We start from the raw sequence: 25,311 nt of genomic DNA on the forward strand, positions 1-25,311 counted from the left end.
TATTCTCTTAATAATGTGTAAATTAATATCCTCTAAATCTCACAAACCTTTATTTCTTTTTGCAAGAAGGTGATTTTATTAAGAACAATGCTACACTACAATTGCTATGGCGTAATGCGTGTTGGCTGAAAATGCATTATTTTCACCCCCCCTTCTTGAGATACATCTCTTCAAAAAAGAGAGTTTATTTGAAACAAAATGAGTCTTACTAATGTACTTTTTACACACTTATAGGTACTAACAGACAATAACCAAAAAAATGAACTTCCCCATAGTAAGATATTACTATGGGTTCTAGTGTGTTTTTTTCAACACAAACTATCCAATATATTTCTATAAAATTTAGCCTTTATGTTTCGCTAAGCTCTATGAAATCTTGTTTTAGCCACAAAGATTTTGCTCATACCTAAATAAAGCAAAACTAAAATAGCTATTATCAGCTTTATTGAATGAGAAGTCTTAACATTCGAAAGAATCTTTTGTGGAGGTGGGAATATAATTCATCCTACCTCAAACCTCATGAAAGGATTTCATAACTCATTGAATTATATTGCTATTTTATTTTCTAAGGTAGGTGTGTATTTACATCTTGAGCAAAAATGGTTTGCCCCTGCTTAGTTAAGCAAGGGCAAATGAAAATGTTATTAAACTTTTGTGTTTTATCGTTAATTTAGCGTTACCCTAAATCCAGCACCTACCCCCCAGTGCCCCCCAGCACTTGTGACAGATAAATTAGAACGCATACGACCATTTTCAGACATATAACCAGCACCAAGAGCAAATGCAGATTGGTTACGCCATACACCACTACCAAATGTAACGCTTAACTTCCCTGGTGTATCATCATAACTTAAGTTAGCTACTGCCAAACCAATAGCTGCGGCTTGTCTTGCTTCCTTCCGGATATCCTGAACCGCATAACTTAACGTTCCAAACTTCATATCTGTATAGGATTTTGCCTCATCAGCAGCATTATTGATTGCACTATCGACCTTATCATCCGTATACTTTTTCGCATCATCAAGAACTATCTTCATCTGCTGTTCGGTATAATCATGCAATTGACCTCCATTGACAGCTTCTTTCGAACCGCTCTCAATCTTGCCATCCCCTACATTATCTATCAACACAGGATCACTTTCATTAACACCTACTAACGTGACTTTATTAACCTTATGACCTTCACCATCTTGATCATACTTAACAACACCGTTCGTAACTGTACTTTCAATATCTTTTACTTGCTTATCAATACTACTTACTTGGCTTTCAACTGCGCTAACCCTCTCATTCGTCTCAAAAAGCTGACCGCCATTCACTGCATCCTTCGAGCCTGATGCAACCTTACCATCCGCTACATGCGTAATCTTGCTGTCTTGACCTGCATGACCTGCATTATAAGCTCCTTCTTTCTCATCCCAATTTAAACTGTTCGACGAGACATTCTGCTCTACTGTGTTAATACGATCGTTGATACTCGACATACTGCCATTAACACCTTCAAAAGCAGACGCCACATTATCATAGACTTCCTTGTTACCCGCACTACCATCCAAATTAAATTGCGAAACTTGGAATTTTGGGGCTGTCCATACTCCATCTTTATACCCAGCATCACCTCCAAAATACAGTGCTAGTGTCTGATTGAGCTGATAGAGCTGGTTGCCGGTTATCGCTTCGCTAGAACCCGCGGATATGTCTCCATCAACAAGGTGAATAAGCTTGCTGTTTTGCTTTGTTTCTCCTGTTCCATGAAGCGCTACAAACGCTTTATCAGCTTCACTCCACAACAACGCGTTCTGCTCAATATTATCTGAAATCTCATGATGAAGCTTCGTGAAAGAATTACTCACACCAGCAAACGCAGCCGCAACATCTGTGTAGTTTTGCTCTTCAGAACTACCATCATCATTAAATGTCACAACCTTGAAACCTGGAGATACCAATTCTCCATTTTCATACTTAGCACCACCACCTAAATATGTAGCAACCTTGTCACCCAATGAATAAAGCTGAGATCCATTAACTGCTTCTGTCGACACTGCTGAAAGCGCTCCATCTTTTACGCCTGAAAGCGTCCGTGCAGTACCATCAATATTTGCAAGACTGATGCTTGTACCGTCTGTCTCGCCACCAATTGCGATAACTTTTGTCTTCTTGTCTTTCTTAACTAGGCTTTCACCTTCAACTTTAGTAATCGCATTATTTACTTGATTGGTAATCTCATTGGTAACTTTGTTACCAAAACTTATGAAAGCATTATTAACACCTGTAAAGGCTTCCGCAACACTCGTATAACTCTCCTCACCTTCCTTACCATTTGCATCAAACGTCTTTACTGTAAAGGTAGGAGCTGTCCATTTGCCTTCCTCATACTTAGCACCGCCACCAAAATACGTCGCAACTGTATTATTCAACGAGTAAAGCTGACCACCCGTAACAGCATCCGTTGAACCTTCTGCAACGTTACCATTTGCAAGAGATGTAATCTTACTATTGCCTTTTTTCTCTCCATGCTGTGCTACAAATGCCTCTTCATCCTTGTTCCACAACAAGGCATCTCCTTGAACTTCTTGAGTAATATTCGTGATGTTTTGAGTAAGTTCGTTAAACTTATTCGTTAGATTATTATTCACATTCTTGACATTCGTATCAAGCCCTCCAAAAGCAGATCCAACATCGTTATACGATTTTTCTTCTACCTCACCTGTTGCATTAACACTGGACAATTTATAAGTCGGTCCTGTGAAAGTACCGTTATTAAATACTGTACCACCACCTAAATATTTTGCAATTTCCTGAGAGATTGTATGAATCTGACCACCCGTAACCACATCACGTGACTTCTCATCAATGGTACCATCAGCAACATTATGCAATCCAACAGGGGCACGATCTTTACCTTTGCCAAAAGTTATACTTTCATAATTCGTAGTGCTATTTTCACCCCCTGTTTTATCATAAAGAACAACAGCTGAATCCTCAGACTGAAGACTGTTGGAAAGATCTTTCAAGCTTGCATCAAGCTGACCTTTATTAACCGCTTCATTATTTTGGGTCGCTGCCTTTACACCGGAAAGCGTACGATCCGCACCAGTTTTGTTGGCGATATCAATTTCACTGCCTTCTACTTCTTTACCAATGGTGATACGATTTGTTTTGTCTTCTTGCTTAACAAGGCTATCAGCTACAACCTGATTAATTTCATTCTTAACTTCTTTATGTATTTTGGTGATAGAGTTACCAACACCTGCAAATGCAGAAGCTACATCATTATAACTCGACTCAACTTCTGTGCCATCTTCCTTGAGGGACTTAACCATGAAAGTAGGAGCTTTCCATTTACCTCCATCATACTTAGCGCCACCACCTAAATAGGTAGCAACCTTGTCATTCGTCTCAAAAAGCTGGGTACCATTTACTGCGTCGGTTGAGTTTTCAGATAAATCTCCCCCTGCAACAAATTTAATTTTGCTGGCTGTTTTTTCTGCTCCATGCTTGGCTACAAATGCATGATCATCTTTGCTCCAAGACAACGAATCTTGCGCAACACCCTCAGAAACTTCTTTAATACGCTGATTCACATTCTTGATGTTATCATTAAGACCCGTAAACGCACTACCTACATCATTAAAGTCAGTTTGCTCTACCTTACCTTCTGTATCGACTTTAGATAATTTATATGTTGGTCCTGTAAAAGCGCCATTGTTAAAGACTGCATTACCACCCAAGAACTTCCCAAGATCCTGAGAAATTTTATTAATCTGACTGCCATTAATTGCATCATGTGAATTTTCAGCAATTTTACCATCCGCAACATTATGAAGTGCAACTGGTTCGCGGTTTTCACCTTTGCCTAACGTCACACTCTTGTAATTAGTGGTACCATTTTCACCTTTATCGTAAAGAACAACAGCTGAATCCTCAGACTGAATATTTTTAGAAAGTTCTTCTAATCTTTTATCAAGCTGCCCCTTGTTAACAGCTTCATTATTTTTGGTCGCCTCCTTTACACCAGAAAGCGTCCGATCCTCTTTATCTTTGTTGGCGATATTAATTTCACTGCCTTCTACTTCTTTACCAATATTGATAACCTTTGTCTCAGCATCTTGTTTAACAAGACTATCACTCACTACATTGGTAATCTCATTCTTAAGCTCATTTTTAATATTCGTAAAAGAACTTCCTACACCTTCAAAAGCAGAGGCAACACTCTCATAGCTCTTCTCTTCAACACCACTGCCATCTTCCTTGACTGTTTTAACCTTGAAACTTGGCGCACTCCATTTTCCCTTTTCATATTTAGCATCACCGCCTAAATACATAGAAAGCGCATGCCCCATAGAGTAGAGCTGATTACCTGTAACAGCATCCGTTGAACCCTCAGAAACATTACCATCTAAAAGAAATGTAATTTTGCTGTTTTCTTGTGTTCTTACGGCTCTGCCTTGTTCTTCTTGCTTCTTTTCATGACGCGCGACAAAGGCATGGGCTTCATCACTCCATAACAAGGAATCCTGTGCAACACCTTCTGATACTTCCTTAATACGCTGATTAACATTCTGGATATTGGTATCAAGACCTTCAAACGCTTTGCCAACATCTTGAAAAGTAGTATCTGTTACCAAACCATTTTTCTCAATCTTCGACAAGTTATAAGCGGGTCCTGTAAAAGCACCGTCGATAAATGCTGTTCCTCCACCTAAATATTTTGCAACTTCCTGAGAGATCGTATTAATCTGACCACCCGTAACTACATCACGTGAATCCTTAGCAATCTTACCATCAGCAACATTATGCAAGCCTACAGATGTAGAAGCTTTACCTTTGCCAAAAGTGACATTCGTATAATCAGTTTCATCCCCTTCCTTCTTATCGTAATGCACAACAGCTGATTCATCAGACTGAAGACTGGTGGAAAGATCCTTCAAATGTTCTTCAAGTTGTTTCTTATTAACCGCTTCATTATCCTTTGTTGCTGCTTTAATACCAGAAAGCGTACGATCCGCTCCATCTTTGTTAACGATATTAATTTCACTGCCTTCTACTTCTTTACCAATAGTAATAAGATTCGTTGTTTCATCTCGTTTAACAAGGCTATCACTCACTACATTGGTAATTTCATTGCTAATCTCTTTTTTAACATTTGTGATAGAAGTACCAACTCCAGCCAAAGCCTCGGCTACAGTTTTATATTCCTTATCTTCAACTGTACTGCCATCATCCTTAATTGTTTTAACCTTGAAGCTTGGAGCTATCCATTCACCATTCTCATACTTAGCACCACCACCCAAATAAGTAGAAAGTGCATTGCCTACAGAATAAAGCTGACTTCCTGTGACAGCATCCGTGGAATCCTTAGAAACAGTACCATCTAAAAGAAACGTAATTTTGCTGTTTTCTTGTTTCGCTACAGCTCTACCTTGTTCTTCTTGCTTCTTTTCATGACGCGCGACAAAGGCATGGGCTTCATCACTCCATAACAAGGAATCCTGTGCAACACCTTCTGATACTTCCTTAATACGCTGATTAACATTCTGGATATTGGTATCAAGACCTTCAAACGCTTTGCCAACATCTTGAAAAGTAGTATCTGTTACCAAACCATTTTTCTCAATCTTCGACAAGTTATAAGCGGGTCTTGTAAAAGCACCGTCGATAAATGCTGTTCCTCCACCTAAATATTTTGCAACTTCCTGAGAGATCGTATTAATCTGACCACCCGTAACTACATCACGTGAATCCTTAGCAATCTTACCATCAGCAACATTATGCAAGCCTACAGATGTAGAATCTTTACCTTTGCCAAAAGTTACACTCGCATAATTAATTGTGTTATTTTCACCATCTGTTTTATCATAATGCACAACAGCTGATTCATCAGACTGAAGACTGGTGGAAAGTTTCTTTAAACTTTCATCAAGTTGTTCCTTGTTAACCGCTTCATTATCCTTTGTTGCTGCTTTAATACCAGAAAGCGTACGATCCACTCCATCTTTGTTAGCGATATCGATTTTACTGCCTTGTGTTTTTGCACCAATAGTAAGACTATGCGTTGCTTTATCTTGCTGAACAAAGCTTTCACTCTCCACTTTTTGAACCACGTTATTAATTTGCTCAGTAAATTTATTCTGAACATTCATGATAGAACTACCAACTCCTTCAAAAGCTGTAGCAACATTAGTATAAACCTTATCCTCAGAAACACCATCATCCTTAACGGACTTAACCTTGAATGTAGGAGCGGTCCATTGTCCATGCTCATACTTAGCACCACCACCAAAAGATTTGGCTATATTCATGGCTGCAGTTGTAACATTTTGATTTGTTGTAAACAGCTGTGAACCTGTGACTGCTTCATTTGAATCTGCCGAGAGCGCTCCACCCTTTATACCAGTAAGAGTACGCTTTTCATTTTTGTTGTTGGCAATATCGATTTTGTCACCATCTGTTTCTTTACCAATAGTAAGGTGTTTGGTTTCAAGATCCTGTTTCACGAAGCTACTGGCTGCTACTTGTTCCTTGACATCTTTCTCAACTTTTTGCAGTTGTGAAAAGTTCACAGCGTCAGTCTCAGCACTTCCAGCTGCTACACCAGAAATGGTCCGAACATCACCATTCTTATTTGTAATATTGATTTGGCTCCCTTCTTTTTCTTCGCCTATCTTGATTAACTTTGTCGCTTCATCCCACTTAACAAGGCTATCACCTTTTACATTGGTAATCTCATTTTTTACATTGGTAATTTCTTTGCTAATCTCATTCTTAACATTCGTGAATGAATCACCAACACCTTTAAAAGCAGATGCAACGTCATTATAGGTCGTATCAGAAACACTGCCATCAGATGCAAATTTCTTAACCTCAAAACTCGGAGCTTTCCAGTTCCCTTCCTTATCATAACCGGCTCCACCACCAAAATACGTCGCAAGCATACTCTTTAACGAATACAATTGACTACCTGTAATAGCATCCGTTGAAGCCTTAGAAACATCACCATTCGCAAGAAACGTAATTTTGCTGTTTTCCTGTGTCCTGACGGATCTACCCTTTTCTTCTGTACTCTTTTCATGACGGGCTACAAACGCATGAACTTTATCATTCCATAACAAGGCGTCTTTCTCAATATGTTGAGAACTATCCATTATTTTTTGATTAAAATCATTGATCGTATTCGTTATACGAGTATTCACATTCCCAAGACTATAATTAAGCGCCGAAAGAGCTGAACCAACATCATGGTGAACATTTCCTGATGCGCCTACTTCACCATTTGTTCTAATGCTATGTACCTCATAAGACGGTTTGGTGAAAGTACCGTTTTTAAAGGTTGCATTACCACCAAAGAAACCTGCGACATCCTCACCGATTTTATTAATCTGCTGACCATTGATTGCATCATATGATGCTGACGAAATTACACCACTGGAAACATTATGCAATCCAACAGGTGCCTTATTTTTACCACCTAAAGTCACACTTCCATAATTAATAGTGCCCTTATCACCATCTGTTTTATCATAATGCACAACAGCTGAATCATCAGACTGAAGATTGTTAGAAAGTTCCTTCAAATTTTTATCAAGCTGAGCTTTATTGACTGCTTCATTATCTTTCGTTGCTTCCTTTAAACCAGAAAGTGTCCGATCGACACCCGTGCTATCTGCTATATTGATCTCAGCGCCACCTTTTTTTGCTCCAATGGTGATAAGATGCGTTTCCTTATCTTGCTGTACAAAACTATCACCTTCTACTTTGGTAATCGCATTATTAACTTGATTGGTAATCTCTTTAGTGATTTTGTTCTGAACATTCGTGATAGAAGCACCAACACCCTCTAAAGCAGCCGCTACATCACCATACGCTTCATCAGTGACAGCCCCTTCAGCATCGAATTTCTTAATTTTAAAGCTCGGTGCTTTCCAATTACCCTCCTGATCATAGCCGCCACCACCTCCAAAATACGTCGCAAGCGTACTCTTTAACAAATACAACTGACTACCTGTAATAGCATCCGTTGAATCCTTAGAAACATCACCATTCGCAAGAAACCTGATCTTACTATTTGTCTTTGCATCTTCCGCCCCGTGCTTGGCTACAAATGCATCATCGGTCTTGCTCCACGATAAGGAATCGCCTTCCACTTTGGTAACTACATTATTAATCTCTTTGGTGATGTTATTCTGAATCTTCGTGATAGAATTACTAACACCTTCAAAAGCAGATGCTACATTTTCGTAGCTTTGTTCACTTTCTGTGCCATCATCTTTAACAGTTTTAACCTTAAATTTTGGAGTGCTCCATTGGCCATTCTCATATTTGGCACCACCGCCAAAATAGCCAGCTATACTGGTGCCAAACTGATGCAATTGATGCCCTGTCATTGCTTCAGTTGAAGCATCAGAAATGGCTCCATTCGCTATGCCAGAAATAACTCGACCCTTGCCATCCTTATTGGCAATACTGATTTTATCACCATCTGCTTCTTTACCAATGGTAATATGTTTTGTCTGAGCATCTTGTTTTACAAAGCTACCGGATGCTACCTGTTCTTTGATCTCTTCCAGCTGTGCAAAATTAACTGCATCAGTCTCTCCAGTACCCTTTTCCACCCCTGTTATCTTTTTATTTCCAGCATCAATGCCTGTAGTCGTCACTTTCGGACCATCAGTAATTATCAGACCTGTTGCGTCTAAGGTGTTGTTTCCTATCTTTATGCTATCAACTGTAAGGGACTTAGCTAAATCAAATGTGACCTTATTGTCGTCTTCGCCTTTTGCAATCGTAAAATTGTTACTTCCAGCTGAAAAATCTACCGAACTGTCTATACCAATAGCTTTAGCATTTGCACCACCAACAGATAGCTTCCAGCCTTTATCCACGTAGCCTTGTAACGACTTTAACTGTGCAACATTCACTGCATCGCTATCTGCACTACCAGCCGCTAATCCCGTAATTTGTCGGGTTTTTTTGCCAGCAACATTACCCACACTAACAGCACCCATAGTACTTTTCCATGCAAAATCTGTATTTGTTGTAGCTTCTTTAGTTAAAGAATCATACCCAGCAACACCAGCAACAATATTAGCTACAGATTCAGCACCTAAAGCAACACTTGTCTCAACCTCTGCTTTTGAATGGGCACCAAAAGCTATAGATCCTTTACCGTTCGCCCTAACACGACGTCCAATAGCAATTGATTCTTCGCCCTTCGCTATTGTACGCCCCTCAGGGGGAGTCGGGTTATCAGCCCATCTACCTTCGCCACCTATTGCGATACTGCTTTTCCCTACAGCGTACGCCAAATGACCTACAGCAACAGTATATTTATTATCCACCTGCGCACCATAACCAACAGCAACCGAATCTACATCATAGACTTTTATTTTGGTACCAATAGCAACAACATCGTTCGATGTATGCATTCCTGGTCCTCTTTGTACATCATTACCAAATATGACATTAGTAACCTCTACGTCACGTTGCATTCCCGTACCGCGCTGCATTCTAGCCATAGAGTCATTGCGCAAAGGATTCAATGCATCAATGGTCGCTGTATTCTCACCATTCTGTGCACTAATGATAAATTTTTTATATTGCTCCTCTGCACTGAACTCCCTTTTTGGTAAGCTATTGCTGTATGCTGCCAAAATATTCACGATAGAATTATCATTACTGTTCTTAGAAAGAGTATTGATGAGAAAATTGACATAGTCACTCACAGCGCTCGCTGCCAGTGTGCTCCCCCCTTGTAGTGCTGTTACATAATTTTCCTGATCGCTCGCATCAACATTATAGTCATCATAATTATAGTCATCATAAACAGAGATAACACTTTGCGGAAAAGCTACAGAAGGGCTTTTCGCACTTATGAGAAATGCTTCTTTTGGAGAAACTGTTTTTGAATACACTGGAGAAGCACTCGACAAAAGTGCTACTACTGAGGATAAAGAAAGCATCTTTACAAAAGATGTCTTGTAAATAGGACGAAGAAAATTCAATTTGCCCCCCGCTAATTTGGCATATACTTTTTTCATAATTATCCCCTGTAATAAAAACATATTAAAAACATATTAAAAACATAAAAAAGCCATATTTTGATGCCTATGAACCTGTCCTCTTAATAAAAATACCCACGGAATTTAAAGGTTCGTAAATTGTGTAGTTGCGATCGCTAGTTGCTAGATTGATAACGTTTCGAGTCTTTTATCTTCCCGCCCTATGCCCTTGTTATCGTCAAAACTAAATGTCAAAATTGGCAAAGATATCAAACAAACATCTAAAATACATTTAGACTCTAATAAAAATTAATTTCACCGTTTGCAGTGTTATACTCATTAAAAAAGAGATTATTCTTGCCCAATTTAAATATCGAAAGCATTTCGTTTAAAAATATTTAGTTTCTTAACAAAAGTCTTCAAAATAAGAAATTTATCGTCTTCCCTTTACTGATAAATTGCTTCATTATTTAGAAGAACACTATTCTCTTAATAATGTGTAAATTAATATCCTCTAAATCTCACAAACCTTTATTTCTTTTTGCAAGAAGGTTCTTTTATTAAGAACAATGCTACACTACAATTGCTATGGCGTAATGCGTGTTGGCTGAAAATGCATTATTTTCACCCCCCCTTCTTGAGATACATCTCTTCAAAAAAGAGAGTTTATTTGAAACAAAATGAGTCTTACTAATGTACTTTTTACACACTTATAGGTACTAACAGACAATAACCAAAAAAATGAACTTCCCCATAGTAAGATATCACTATGGGTTCTAGTGTGTTTTTTTCAACAAATATAATTCTATGGAATTTTAACTTTATGCTTTGCTAAATACTTTGCTAAGTTCTATGGGATCTTGTTTTAGTTAAAAAGAGTTTGCGCTTACCTAACTAAAGCAAAACTAAAATAGCTATTATCCGCTTTATTGAATGAGAAATTTAACATTGGAAAGAATCTTTTGTTGAGGTGGGAATATAATTCATCCTACCTCAAACCTCATGAAAGGATTTCATAACTCATTGAATTATATTGCTATTTTATTTTCTAAGGTAGGTGTGTATTTACATCTTGAGCAAAAATGGTTTGCCCCTGCTTAGTTAAGCAAGGGCAAATGAAAATGTTATTAAACTTTTGTGTTTTATCTTTAATTTAGTGTTACCCTAAATCCAGCACCTACCCCCCAGTGCCCCCCAGCACTTGTGACAGATAAATTAGAACGCACACGACCATTTTCAGACATATAACCAGCACCAAGAGCAAATGCAGATTGGTTACGCCATACACCACTACCAAATGTAACGCTTAACTTCCCTGGTGTATCATCATAACTTAAGTTAGCTACTGCCAAACCAATAGCTGCGGCTTGTCTTGCTTCCTTCCGGATATCCTGAACCGCATAACTTAACGTTCCAAACTTCATATCTGTATAGGATTTTGCCTCATCAGCAGCATTATTGATTGCACTATCGACCTTATCATCCGTATACTTTTTCGCATCATCAAGAACTATCTTCATCTGCTGTTCGGTATAATCATGCAATTGACCTCCATTGACAGCTTCTTTCGAACCGCTCTCAATCTTGCCATCCCCTACATTATCTATCAACACAGGATCACTTTCATTAACACCTACTAACGTGACTTTATTAACCTTATGACCTTCACCATCTTGATCATACTTAACAACACCGTTCGTAACTGTACTTTCAATATCTTTTACTTGCTTATCAATACTACTTACTTGGCTTTCAACTGCGCTAACCCTCTCATTCGTCTCAAAAAGCTGACCGCCATTTACAGCGTCGGTTGAGTTTTCAGATAAATCTCCCCCTGCAACAAATTTAATTTTGCTGGCTATTTTTTCTGCTCCATGCTTGGCTACAAAGGCGTCATCTTCCTTGCTCCATGATAACGAATCTTGCGCAACATTTTCTGATACTTCCTTAATACGCTGATTAACATTCTTAATATTTGTATCAAGTCCTCCAAAGGCTGCTCCAACATCGTTAAATGAATTCTCTGTTACAACTCCATCTTTAGCAATTTGCGATAATTTATACGTTGGCTGTGTAAGGGCTCCATCTTTAAAGGATACTTCTCCACCTAAGAATTTAGCAATATCACCACCGATTTTATTAATCTGACCACCCGTAACCACATCATGTGAATTTTCAGCAATCTTACCATCTGCAACATTATGCAAGCCTACAGGTGTAGAATCTTTACCTTTGCCAAAAGTGACATTCGTATAATCAGTTTCATCCCCTTCCTTTTTATCGTAATGCACAACAGCTGATTCATCAGACTGAAGACTGGTAGAAAGCTTCTTCAAACTCTCATCAAGCTGACCTTTGTTAACTGCTTCATTATTTTTGATCGCTTCCTTTATACCAGAAAGTGTACGATTAGCACCTTCATTACTTACAATGGTAATTTCTGTACCGTCTTTCTCCGCACCAATCTTGATAATCTTTGACGCTTCATCCTGTTTAACAAGATTATCGCTGACAACATTAGTAATCTCATTGCTAATCTCTTTTTTAACATTTGTGATAGAAGTACCAACTCCAGCCAAAGCCTCAGCTACAGTTTTATATTCCTTATCTTCAACATCACTTCCATCATCCTTAACTGTTTTAACCTTGAAAATTGGAGCTGTCCATTTGCCCTCCTCATACTTAGAACCACCACCTAAATAGGTAGCAACCTTATCATTCGTCTCAAAAAGCTGGGTACCATTTACTGCATCCGTTGAGGTTGATGAAACATCACCTTTCGCAAGAAACGTAATCTTACTGTTCTCTTGTGCCCTTACGGCTTTGCCTGTTTCCTCTGTGCTCTGTTCATGTTCATGGCGAGCTACAAACGCATTGGCTTCCTTGCTCCACGATAAAGAATCGCCCTCTACTTTGCTAACTACATTCGTAATCTCATTTTTAATATTCGTGAAAGAATTACCAACACCAGCAAGAGCAGATGCTACATCATTGTATACTGTCTCTTCACTTCCTGCGCCATCAGCATTAACAGTTTTAATCTTAAATTCTGGAGCGGTCCAAGTTCCTCCACTAAAACTAGCGCCACCACCAAAATACTTCGCAAATGTATCACCTAGTGAATAAAGCTGGGAACCATTTATAGCATCCGTTGAATCCTTAGAAACAACACCATTCGCAAGAAACATGATCTTGCTGTTTTCTTGTATCCTTACGGCTTTACCTGTTTCTTCTGTGCTCTGTTTATGTTCATGACGAGCCACAAACGCACCATATTCCTTACTCCACGATAAGGAATCGCCTTCTACTTTAGTTACAACATTCGTAATCTCATTTTTAATATTCGTGAAAGAATTACCAACACCAGCAAGAGCAGACGCTACATCATTGTAGACTGTTTCTTCACCTTCTTTTCCATCAGCTTTAACAGTTTTAACCTTGAATTTTGGAGCAGTCCATTCGCCATTCTCATATTTAGCGCCACCGCCTAAATAGGTAGCAAATGTATCACCTAGTGAATAAAGCTGGGAACCATTTATAGCATCCGTTGAACCCTTAGAAACATCACCATTCGCAAGAAACATGATCTTGCTACTTGTCTTCGCATCTTCCGCCCCGTGCTTGGCTACAAACGCATTGGCTTCCTTGCTCCACGATAAGGAATCGCCTTCTACTTTGGTCACAACATTCGTAATCTCATTTTTAATATCCTTGAAAGAATTACCAACACCAGCAAGAGCAGACGCTACATCATCGTAGACTGTCTCTTCACCTTCTTCCCCATCAGCCTTGACAGTTTTAACCTTAAATTTGGGAGCAGTCCAAGTTCCTCCGCTAAAGCTAGCGCCACCACCCAAAGAGCCAGCTATACTGGTGCCCAACTGATATAATTGTTGACCTGTTATTGCTTCAGTAGAAGCATCAGAAATGATTCCATTCGTTATGCCAGACAGAACTCTATTCTTACCTTTATTGTTTAAAATATCTATCTTATCACCATCTGCTTCTTTACCAATGGTGATGTCTTTCGTCTGCGCATCTTGCGCAACTAAGCCGCTGGATGCTACTTGTTCTTTGATCTCCTTCAGCTGTGAAAAATTAACTGCATCATTCGCATCAGTGCCCTTTTCCACTCCTGTAATCTTTTTACTACCAGCATCTATACCAGCAGTTGTTATTTTTGGACCACCAGTAATTATCAGACCTGTTGCGTCTAAAGTGTTGTTTCCTGTTTCTATTTTATCGACTGTAATGGACTTAGCTAAATCAAATTTCACATTATTGTCGTCTTCGCCTTTTGTAATCGTGAAATTATTACTTCCAGCTGAAAAATCTACCGTATCATCTATGCTAACAACTGTAGCATTTTTATCATCAACAGACAGCTTCCAGCCTTTATTCACGTAGCCTTGTAACGACTTTAACTGTGCAACATTCACTGCGTCAGTATCTTCAAAACCGGCTGCAACGGCTGTAATTTGTCGGGTTTTTTTCCAAGCAACATAACCCACACTAACAGCACCCATGGTACTTTTCCATGCAATTTCTGAATCAGTTGATTTCCCCTGTAAGAGAGGAGCATATCCAGCAACACCAGCAGAAATATTAGCTACAGATTCAGCACCTAAAGCAACACTTGTCTCAACATTTGCTACTGACTTGAACCCCAGGGAAAGAGCTTCTTTATTCGTAGCATATGAACGATGCCCAAAAGAAGATGCTCCAAATTTAGTGGACATAGCAATAGCTCCCACTGCTGTTGTGTAGTCATCTATCGCACTTGTATGTTCTGTTGGGTCTTGAACAGTATATTCAGAACCTATTGCAACACTGCTATAACCTTTAGCTTCAGCACGCGCACCTATGGCAATATTATCTTTATCTCTTGCCTTTGCAGTGTAACCTATCGCAATAGCATTTTTACCGCCTGCAGACGCCTGATCACCAGCCTGATAGGAACGGTCCGGATCAGGGTCACCTGTATCTCTTGTGCTTATATCCCCAAACGTTTCTACTTTAAATTTCGTTGGATAATTCTCCTCTAATAAACTAGACGTGCCCCATAGTCCTAAATCACTACCATAACCAATAACTCGCGCAAAACTGTTGTATACTGTCAAAATATTTATGATAGCATTATCATGACTTTTCCTAAAAAAGGTCGTGGTTAGAAAATTGACATAGTCACTAACAGCGCTCGCTGCTAGTGTGTTCTCCCCTTGTAGTGCTGTTACATAGTTCTCCTGATCACTGGCCTCGACATTATAGTCATCATAGACAGAGATAACACTTTGCGGAAAAACTATAGAAGAACTTTTCGCACTTATGAGAAATGCTTCTTTTGGAGCAACTGTTTTTGAATACACTGGAGAAGCACTCGATAAAAGTGCAACTATTGAGGATAAGGAAAGCATCTTTACAAAAGACGCCTTGTAAAAGGGACGAAAAAAATTCAATTTTCTCTCCGCTAATTTGGCATATACTTTTTTCATAATTATCCCCTGCAATAAAAACATAAAAAAGCCATATTTTGATGCGAAATATTTTACAAAGTATTCTTTCCAACCAAAGCACGGAATAAATTCAAGTTTCTGTAAATTTAAAATCTACGCTCGCCAGTTGTGAAATTGATGACATTTCTAGTATTTTACCTTTGGGGTTTGTGTGCTTTTTGTCGTTAGAACTAAATGTAAAAATCGCTAAACAAATCAAGTAAACATGTAAAATACATTTATAATCTGTAAATGTAAATTCACCATTCGTAGTTTTATACTTATTAGAAAGAGAGCTTTTTTGAAAGAAAATAACTTTCCCATAGTATGATACCACTGTGGATTCTATGGTTCTATTTTTCCAAAAAATATAATTCTGTAAAATTTAGTCTTTATGCTTTGCTAAATACTTCGCTAAGCTCCATAGGATCGTTTTTTAGTTAAAAAGAGTTTGCTCTACCCTAAATAAAGCAAAACTAAAATAGCTATTATCAGCTTTATTGAATGAGAAGTCTTAACATTCGAAAGAATCTTTTGTGTAGATGATGATACAGTTTTTTACACTCAAACCTCATCAGAGATTTTCCTCAATCCTTTAATTCTATCCGAATATTTATTTTCTAAGGTAGGTGTGTATTTATATCTTGAGCAAAAATGGCTTGCCCCTGCTTAGTTAAGCAAAGGCAAACGAAAATGTCATTAAACTATTGTGTTTTATTGTTAATTCAGTGTGAAGTTTACGCCTACACCTACACCCCAGTGTCCCCCAGCACTTGTTACTGACAGATTAGAACGGACGTTGCCATCTTCAGACGTATAACCAGCACCAAGAGCAAATGCAGTTTGATTCAGCCATATACCACTACCCAATGATACACTTAACTTTCCTGGTGTATCATTATAACGTAAGTTAGACGTTGCTAAGCCAATAGCTGCGGCCTGTCTCGCTTCCTTCCGGACATCTTCAACCGCATAACTTAACGTTTCAAACTTCATATCTGTATAGGATTTTGCCTCATCAGCAGCATTATTGATTGCACTATCGACCTTATCATCCGTATACTTTTTCGCATCATCAAGAACGATTTTCATCTGCTGTTCGGTATAATCATGCAATTGGCCTCCATTGACAGCTTCTTTTGAACCACTCTCAATCTTGCCATCCCCTACATTATCTATCAACACAGGATCACTTTCATTAACACCTACTAACGTGACTTTATTAACCTTATGACCTTCACCATCTTGATCATACTTAACAACACCGTTCGTAACTGTACTTTCAATATCTTTTACTTGCTTATCAATACTACTTACTTGGCTTTCAACTGCGCTAACCCTCTCATTCGTCTCAAAAAGCTGACCGCCATTCACTGCATCCTTCGAGCCTGATGCAACCTTACCATCCGCTACATGCGTAATCTTGCTGTCTTGACCTGAATGACCTGCATTATAAGCTCCTTCTTTCTCATCCCAATTTAAACTGTTCGACGAGACATTCTGCTCTACTGTGTTAATACGATCGTTGATACTCGACATACTGCCATTAACACCTTCAAAAGCAGACGCCACATTATCATAGACTTCCTTGTTACCCGCACTACCATCCAAATTAAATTGCGAAACTTGGAATTTTGGGGCTGTCCATACTCCATCTTTATACCCAGCATCACCTCCAAAATACAGTGCTAGTGTCTGATTGAGCTGATAGAGCTGGTTGCCGGTTATCGCTTCGCTAGAACCCGCGGATATGTCTCCATCAACAAGGTGAATAAGCTTGCTGTTTTGCTTTGTTTCTCCTGTTCCATGAAGCGCTACAAACGCTTTATCAGCTTCACTCCACAACAACGCGTTCTGCTCAATATTATCTGAAATCTCATGATGAAGCTTCGTGAAAGAATTACTCACACCAGCAAACGCAGCCGCAACATCTGTGTAGTTTTGCTCTTCAGAACTACCATCATCATTAAATGTCACAACCTTGAAACCTGGAGATACCAATTCTCCATTTTCATACTTAGCACCACCACCTAAATATGTAGCAACCTTGTCACCCAATGAATAAAGCTGAGATCCATTAACTGCTTCTGTCGACACTGCTGAAAGCGCTCCATCTTTTACGCCTGAAAGCGTCCGTGCAGTACCATCAATATTTGCAAGACTGATGCTTGTACCGTCTGTCTCGCCACCAATTGCGATAACTTTTGTCTTCTTGTCTTTCTTAACTAGGCTTTCACCTTCAACTTTAGTAATCGCATTATTTACTTGATTGGTAATCTCATTGGTAACTTTGTTACCAAAACTTATGAAAGCATTATTAACACCTGTAAAGGCTTCCGCAACACTCGTATAACTCTCCTCACCTTCCTTACCATTTGCATCAAACGTCTTTACTGTAAAGGTAGGAGCTGTCCATTTGCCTTCCTCATACTTAGCACCGCCACCAAAATACGTCGCAACTGTATTATTCAACGAGTAAAGCTGACCACCCGTAACAGCATCCGTTGAACCTTCTGCAACGTTACCATTTGCAAGAGATGTAATCTTACTATTGCCTTTTTTCTCTCCATGCTGTGCTACAAATGCCTCTTCATCCTTGTTCCACAACAAGGCATCTCCTTGAACTTCTTGAGTAATATTCGTGATGTTTTGAGTAAGTTCGTTAAACTTATTCGTTAGATTATTATTCACATTCTTGACATTCGTATCAAGCCCTCCAAAAGCAGATCCAACATCGTTATACGATTTTTCTTCTACCTCACCTGTTGCATTAACACTGGACAATTTATAAGTCGGTCCTGTGAAAGTACCGTTATTAAATACTGTACCACCACCTAAATATTTTGCAATTTCCTGAGAGATTGTATGAATCTGACCACCCGTAACCACATCACGTGACTTCTCATCAATGGTACCATCAGCAACATTATGCAATCCAACAGGGGCACGATCTTTACCTTTGCCAAAAGTTATACTTTCATAATTCGTAGTGCTATTTTCACCCCCTGTTTTATCATAAAGAACAACAGCTGAATCCTCAGACTGAAGACTGTTGGAAAGATCTTTCAAGCTTGCATCAAGCTGACCTTTATTAACCGCTTCATTATTTTGGGTCGCTGCCTTTACACCGGAAAGCGTACGATCCGCACCAGTTTTGTTGGCGATATCAATTTCACTGCCTTCTACTTCTTTACCAATGGTGATACGATTTGTTTTGTCTTCTTGCTTAACAAGGCTATCAGCTACAACCTGATTAATTTCATTCTTAACTTCTTTATGTATTTTGGTGATAGAGTTACCAACACCTGCAAATGCAGAAGCTACATCATTATAACTCGACTCAACTTCTGTGCCATCTTCCTTGAGGGACTTAACCATGAAAGTAGGAGCTTTCCATTTACCTCCATCATACTTAGCGCCACCACCTAAATAGGTAGCAACCTTGTCATTCGTCTCAAAAAGCTGGGTACCATTTACTGCGTCGGTTGAGTTTTCAGATAAATCTCCCCCTGCAACAAATTTAATTTTGCTGGCTGTTTTTTCTGCTCCATGCTTGGCTACAAATGCATGATCATCTTTGCTCCAAGACAACGAATCTTGCGCAACACCCTCAGAAACTTCTTTAATACGCTGATTCACATTCTTGATGTTATCATTAAGACCCGTAAACGCACTACCTACATCATTAAAGTCAGTTTGCTCTACCTTACCTTCTGTATCGACTTTAGATAATTTATATGTTGGTCCTGTAAAAGCGCCATTGTTAAAGACTGCATTACCACCCAAGAACTTCCCAAGATCCTGAGAAATTTTATTAATCTGACTGCCATTAATTGCATCATGTGAATTTTCAGCAATTTTACCATCCGCAACATTATGAAGTGCAACTGGTTCGCGGTTTTCACCTTTGCCTAACGTCACACTCTTGTAATTAGTGGTACCATTTTCACCTTTATCGTAAAGAACAACAGCTGAATCCTCAGACTGAATATTTTTAGAAAGTTCTTCTAATCTTTTATCAAGCTGCCCCTTGTTAACAGCTTCATTATTTTTGGTCGCCTCCTTTACACCAGAAAGCGTCCGATCCTCTTTATCTTTGTTGGCGATATTAATTTCACTGCCTTCTACTTCTTTACCAATATTGATAACCTTTGTCTCAGCATCTTGTTTAACAAGACTATCACTCACTACATTGGTAATCTCATTCTTAAGCTCATTTTTAATATTCGTAAAAGAACTTCCTACACCTTCAAAAGCAGAGGCAACACTCTCATAGCTCTTCTCTTCAACACCACTGCCATCTTCCTTGACTGTTTTAACCTTGAAACTTGGCGCACTCCATTTTCCCTTTTCATATTTAGCATCACCGCCTAAATACATAGAAAGCGCATGCCCCATAGAGTAGAGCTGATTACCTGTAACAGCATCCGTTGAACCCTCAGAAACATTACCATCTAAAAGAAATGTAATTTTGCTGTTTTCTTGTGTTCTTACGGCTCTGCCTTGTTCTTCTTGCTTCTTTTCATGACGCGCGACAAAGGCATGGGCTTCATCACTCCATAACAAGGAATCCTGTGCAACACCTTCTGATACTTCCTTAATACGCTGATTAACATTCTGGATATTGGTATCAAGACCTTCAAACGCTTTGCCAACATCTTGAAAAGTAGTATCTGTTACCAAACCATTTTTCTCAATCTTCGACAAGTTATAAGCGGGTCCTGTAAAAGCACCGTCGATAAATGCTGTTCCTCCACCTAAATATTTTGCAACTTCCTGAGAGATCGTATTAATCTGACCACCCGTAACTACATCACGTGAATCCTTAGCAATCTTACCATCAGCAACATTATGCAAGCCTACAGATGTAGAAGCTTTACCTTTGCCAAAAGTGACATTCGTATAATCAGTTTCATCCCCTTCCTTCTTATCGTAATGCACAACAGCTGATTCATCAGACTGAAGACTGGTGGAAAGATCCTTCAAATGTTCTTCAAGTTGTTTCTTATTAACCGCTTCATTATCCTTTGTTGCTGCTTTAATACCAGAAAGCGTACGATCCGCTCCATCTTTGTTAACGATATTAATTTCACTGCCTTCTACTTCTTTACCAATAGTAATAAGATTCGTTGTTTCATCTCGTTTAACAAGGCTATCACTCACTACATTGGTAATTTCATTATTAATCTGCTTGGTAAGCTCATTTTTAACATTCGTGATAGAAGTACCAACTCCAGCCAAAGCCTCGGCTACAGTTTTATATTCCTTATCTTCAACTGCACTACCATCATCCTTAACTGTTTTAATCTTGAAAGTAGGAGCTTTCCATTTACCTTCCTCATACTTAGCATCACCGCCTAAATACGTAGCAACCTTATCATTCGTCTCAAAAAGCTGGGTACCATTTACTGCATCCGTTGAGTTTTTAGATAAATCTCCCCCTGCAACAAATTTAATTTTGCTCGCTGTTTTTTCTGCTCCATGCTTGGCTATAAAGGCATCATCTTCCTTGCTCCATGATAACGAATCTTGCGCAACACCCTGAGATACTTCTTTAATCCGTGCATTAACATTCTTGATATTTGCATCAAGTCCAGTAAAGGCTGCTCCAACATCGTTAAAGGAATTCTCTGTTACTGTCCCGTCATTAGAAACACTCGATAATTTATAAGTTGGCTGCGTGAAGGAACCCTCATTAAATGACGCACCACCACCTAAATAGGTAGCAACCTTATTATTCGTTTCAAAAAGCTGGGTACCATTTACTGCATCCGTTGAGGTTGATGAAACATCACCTTTCGCAAGAAACGTAATCTTACTGTTCTCTTGTGCCCTTACGGCTTTGCCTGTTTCTTCTGTGCTCTGTTCATGGCGAGCTACAAACGCATTGGCTTCCTTGCTCCACGATAAAGAATCGCCTTCTACTTTGCTAACTACATTTGTAAGCTCTTTATGAATATTCGTGAAAGAATTACCAACACCAGCAAAAGCATCCGCTACATTATTATAGCTTGTTTCAACGGGAGTGCCATCCGTATTGAAGGCTTTAACCTTGAAACTTGGCGCACTCCATTTTCCATTTTCATATTTAGCATCACCGCCTAAATACGTAGAAAGCGCATGCCCCATAGAGTAGAGCTGATTACCTGTAACAGCATCCGTTGAACCCTCAGAAACATTACCATCTAAAAGAAAGGTAATTTTGCTATTTTCTTGTGTTCTTACGGCCCTGCCCTTTTCTTCTGTACTCTTTTCATGACGCGCGACAAAGGCATGAGCTCCTTCGTTCCATAACAAGGCGTCTTTCTCAATATGTTGAGAACTATCCGTTATTTTTTGATTAAAATCATTGATCGTATTCGTTATACGAGTATTCACATTCCCAAGACTATGATCAAGCGCCGAAAGAGCTGAACCAACATCATGGTGAATAGTTCCTGGTTCGCCTACTTCACCATTTGTTCTAATGCTATGTATCTCATAAGATGGTTTGGTGAAAGCACCACCACTAAAGGCTGCTCCACCACCAAAGAAACCTGCAACATCTTCACCGATTTTATTAATCTGACTACCCGTGATTGCTTCATTTGAATCTGCCGAGAGCGCTCCACCCTTTATACCAGTAAGAGTACGCTTTTCATTTTTGTTGTTAGCAATATCAATTTTGTCACCATCTGTTTCTTTACCAATAGTAAGGTGTTTGGTTTCAAGATCCTGTTTCACGAAGCTACTAGCTGCTACTTGTTCCTTGACGTCTTTTTCAACTTTCTGCAGTTGTGAAAAATTTACAGCGTCAGTCTCAGCACTCCCAGCCGCTACACCAGAAATGGTCCGAGCACCACCATCCTTATTTTTAATATTGATTTTACTACCTTCTTTTTCTTCGCCTATCTTGATTAACTTTGTCGCTTCATCCCACTTAACAAGGCTATCACCCTTTACATTGGTAATTTCATTGTTAATCTCTTTTTTTACATTTGTGATAGAAGTGCCAACTCCAGCCAAAGCTTCCGCTACAGTTTTGTATTCCTTATCTTCAACATCACTTCCATCATCCTTAACAGTTTTAACCTTGAATTTTGGAGCAGTCCATTCCCCATTCTCATATTTAGCGCCACCGCCTAAATAGGTAGCAAATGTATCACCTAGTGAATAAAGCTGGGAACCATTTATAGCATCCGTTGAACCCTTAGAAACATCACCATTCGCAAGAAACCTGATCTTACTATTTGTCTTTGCATCTTCCGCCCCGTGCTTGGCTACAAACGCACCATCTTCCTTACTCCACGACAAAGAATCACCTTCTACTTTGGTGACTACATTATTAATCTCTTTGGTGATGTTATTCTGAATCTTCGTGATAGAATTACTAACACCTTCAAAAGCAGATGCTACATTTTCGTAGCTTTGTTCACTTTCTGTGCCATCATCTTTAACAGTTTTAACCTTAAATTTTGGAGTGCTCCATTGGCCATTCTCATATTTGGCACCACCGCCAAAATAGCCAGCTATACTGGTGCCAAACTGATGCAATTGATGCCCTGTTATTGCTTCAGTTGAAGCATCAGAAATGGCTCCATTCGCTATGCCAGAAATAACTCGACCCTTGCCATCCTTATTGGCAATACTGATTTTATTACCATCTGTTCCCTTACCAATAGTGATGTCTTTCGTCTGCGTATCTTGCGCGACTAAGCCACTGGATGCTACCTGTTCTTTGATCTCCTTCAGCTGTGCAAAATTAACTGCATCAGTACCTTCAGTGCCCTTTGCCACTCCTGTAATCTTTTGATTGCCGGCACCTATACCTGCAGTCGTCATTTTCGGACCACTTTTAATCACTAAGCCTGTCGCATCTAAGGTATTTTCGCCTACCTTTATGCTATCAGCTGTGATAGCCCGTGCTAGATCAAATGTGATCTTATTCTTATCGCTGACTATCTTAAAGTTGTCACTTCCAGAGGAAAAACTGAGGCTGTTATCCGCATCAACATTTGTAGTCTTTTCTCCAACAGATAGCTTCCAACCTGTTTTTGCAATTTCTCTTACTGCTTTCAATTGCGCAACATTCACAGCATCAGTATCTTTATCACCAGCCGCTACTCCTGTAATCCGCCGTGTTTTATTATCAGAGCTACCAATACCAACGCCGCCTAGCGTATTTCGCCATATATCATCTTGCTGCTTTGAAGAAGCATTTGTTAGAGGATCATAACCAGCAATATCCTTTTCCATACCCATGTGAGAATGAGCACCTAGTGCAACATTGTCATCCCTATAGGCATATGCTTTATAACCTATTGCAACTAACCTATTGTTGGAATACAATGTTCCTCCTCCTCCTGCGTTATTACCAATAATAACAGAATTTATACGGAACCCATTTACATTATTGTTGTAATAATAATCAATATTATTACCGATCATAATACTATGTTTGATGCTATATATTTTACCAGGATTACCCAGTCTAATATTGCCATCACTGCTGTCTCGTGTAGCCACATCATCCCGTGATCTAACAAATCTATTAATAATCCCTACATCACCACCATCTTGAGCAAGCTGTTGAGGTATAGAGCTAGAAAAATTAGACAACTGCGGACTGGTGATAAATTTTTGATATTGCTCCTCTGCACTGAACTTACTTTTTGGTAGGCTATTGCTGTATGCTGCCAAAATATTCACGATAACATTATCATTACTGTTCTTAGAAAGAGTATTGATGAGAAAATTGACATAGTCACTCACAGCGCTCTCTACCAGTGTGCTCCCCCCTTGTAGGGCTGTTACGTAGTTTTCCTGATCGCTCGCATCAACATTATAGTCATCATAGACAGAGATAACACTTTGCGGAAAAACTATAGAAGAACTTTTCGCACTTATGAGAAATGCTTCTTTTGGAGAAACTGTTTTTGAATACACTGGAGAAGCACTCGACAAAAGTGCAACTATTGAGGACAAGGAAAGCATCTTTACAAAAGACGCCTTGTAAACAGGACTAAAAAAATTCAATTTTCTCCCCGCTAATTTGGCATATACTTTTTTCATAATTATCCCCTGTAATAAAAACATAAAAAAGCCATATTTTGATGCGAAGTATTCCACAAAATGTTCTTTCCAACCAAAGCACGGAATAAATTCAGATTTCTGTAAATTTAAAATCTACGCTCGCCAGTTGTGAAATTGATGACATTTCTAGTATTTTACCTTTGGGGTTTGTGTGCTTTTTGTCGTCAGAACTAAATGTAAAAATCACTAAACAAATCAAATAAACATGTAGAATACATTTATAATCTATAAATGTAAATTCGCTATTTGCAGTTTTATACTTATTAGAAAAGAGAGTATTCTTACGTACTTTAAATATCGTAAGCATTTCTCTTGAAGAATATTTAGTTTCTTAAAAATGTATTTCTTTACTCCCCCTTTGAGGTACATCGCTTCAAAAAAAGAGAGTTGCTTTGGAATAAAATGAACTTCCCCATAGTAAGATATCACTATGGGTTCTAGTGCGCTATTTTTTCAACAAGTATAATTCTATGGAATTTTAACTTTATGCTTTGCTAAATACTTTGCTAAGCTCTATAGAGTCGTTTTTTAGTTAAAAAGAGTTTGCGCTTACCTAACTAAAGCAAAACTAAAATAGCTATTATTAGCTTTACCATCAGCAACATTAATAATCTTACTTTGTTGACCATTGCTAGCATCATACACTCCTTTATCCTTATTCCATTTTAAAGAAGTTATTTCAAGTTTTGCATCTGAAAAGCTTTCACCCTTGTCTTGTTGACAGGGCGAAAGCTTTGTTAAATATTAGT

The 25,311-nt window shown here is 38.8% G+C and carries 3 protein-coding genes; all 3 read right to left on the reverse strand.

The genetic code is table 11. The features are described 5' to 3' along the window. Positions 1-665: 665 nt before the first annotated feature. Positions 666-10,037, reverse strand: coding sequence for a Vomp family autotransporter (locus LBE40_RS06595; protein WP_252615176.1), 9,372 nt, complete (start codon positions 10,035-10,037; stop codon positions 666-668). 1,109 nt (positions 10,038-11,146) lie between these two features. Beyond that, positions 11,147-15,490, reverse strand: a complete 4,344-nt coding sequence (locus LBE40_RS06600; RefSeq protein WP_252615177.1) for a YadA-like family protein — start codon at positions 15,488-15,490, stop codon at positions 11,147-11,149. A 720-nt stretch (positions 15,491-16,210) separates the two neighbouring features. Further along, positions 16,211-24,541, reverse strand: a complete 8,331-nt coding sequence (locus LBE40_RS06605) for a Vomp family autotransporter (protein ID WP_252615178.1) — start codon at positions 24,539-24,541, stop codon at positions 16,211-16,213. Positions 24,542-25,311: the final 770 nt, after the last annotated feature.

Source organism: Bartonella taylorii (assembly GCF_023920105.1).
Classification (GTDB): Bacteria; Pseudomonadota; Alphaproteobacteria; order Rhizobiales; family Rhizobiaceae; genus Bartonella; species Bartonella taylorii.

Excerpts from the sequence above, each read along its gene's own strand:
- LBE40_RS06595 (WP_252615176.1), bottom strand. The coding sequence starts at position 10,037 with ATGAAAAAAGTATATGCCAAATTAGCGGGGGGCAAATTGAATTTTCTT.
- LBE40_RS06600 (WP_252615177.1), bottom strand. The coding sequence starts at position 15,490 with ATGAAAAAAGTATATGCCAAATTAGCGGAGAGAAAATTGAATTTTTTT.
- LBE40_RS06605 (WP_252615178.1), bottom strand. The coding sequence starts at position 24,541 with ATGAAAAAAGTATATGCCAAATTAGCGGGGAGAAAATTGAATTTTTTT.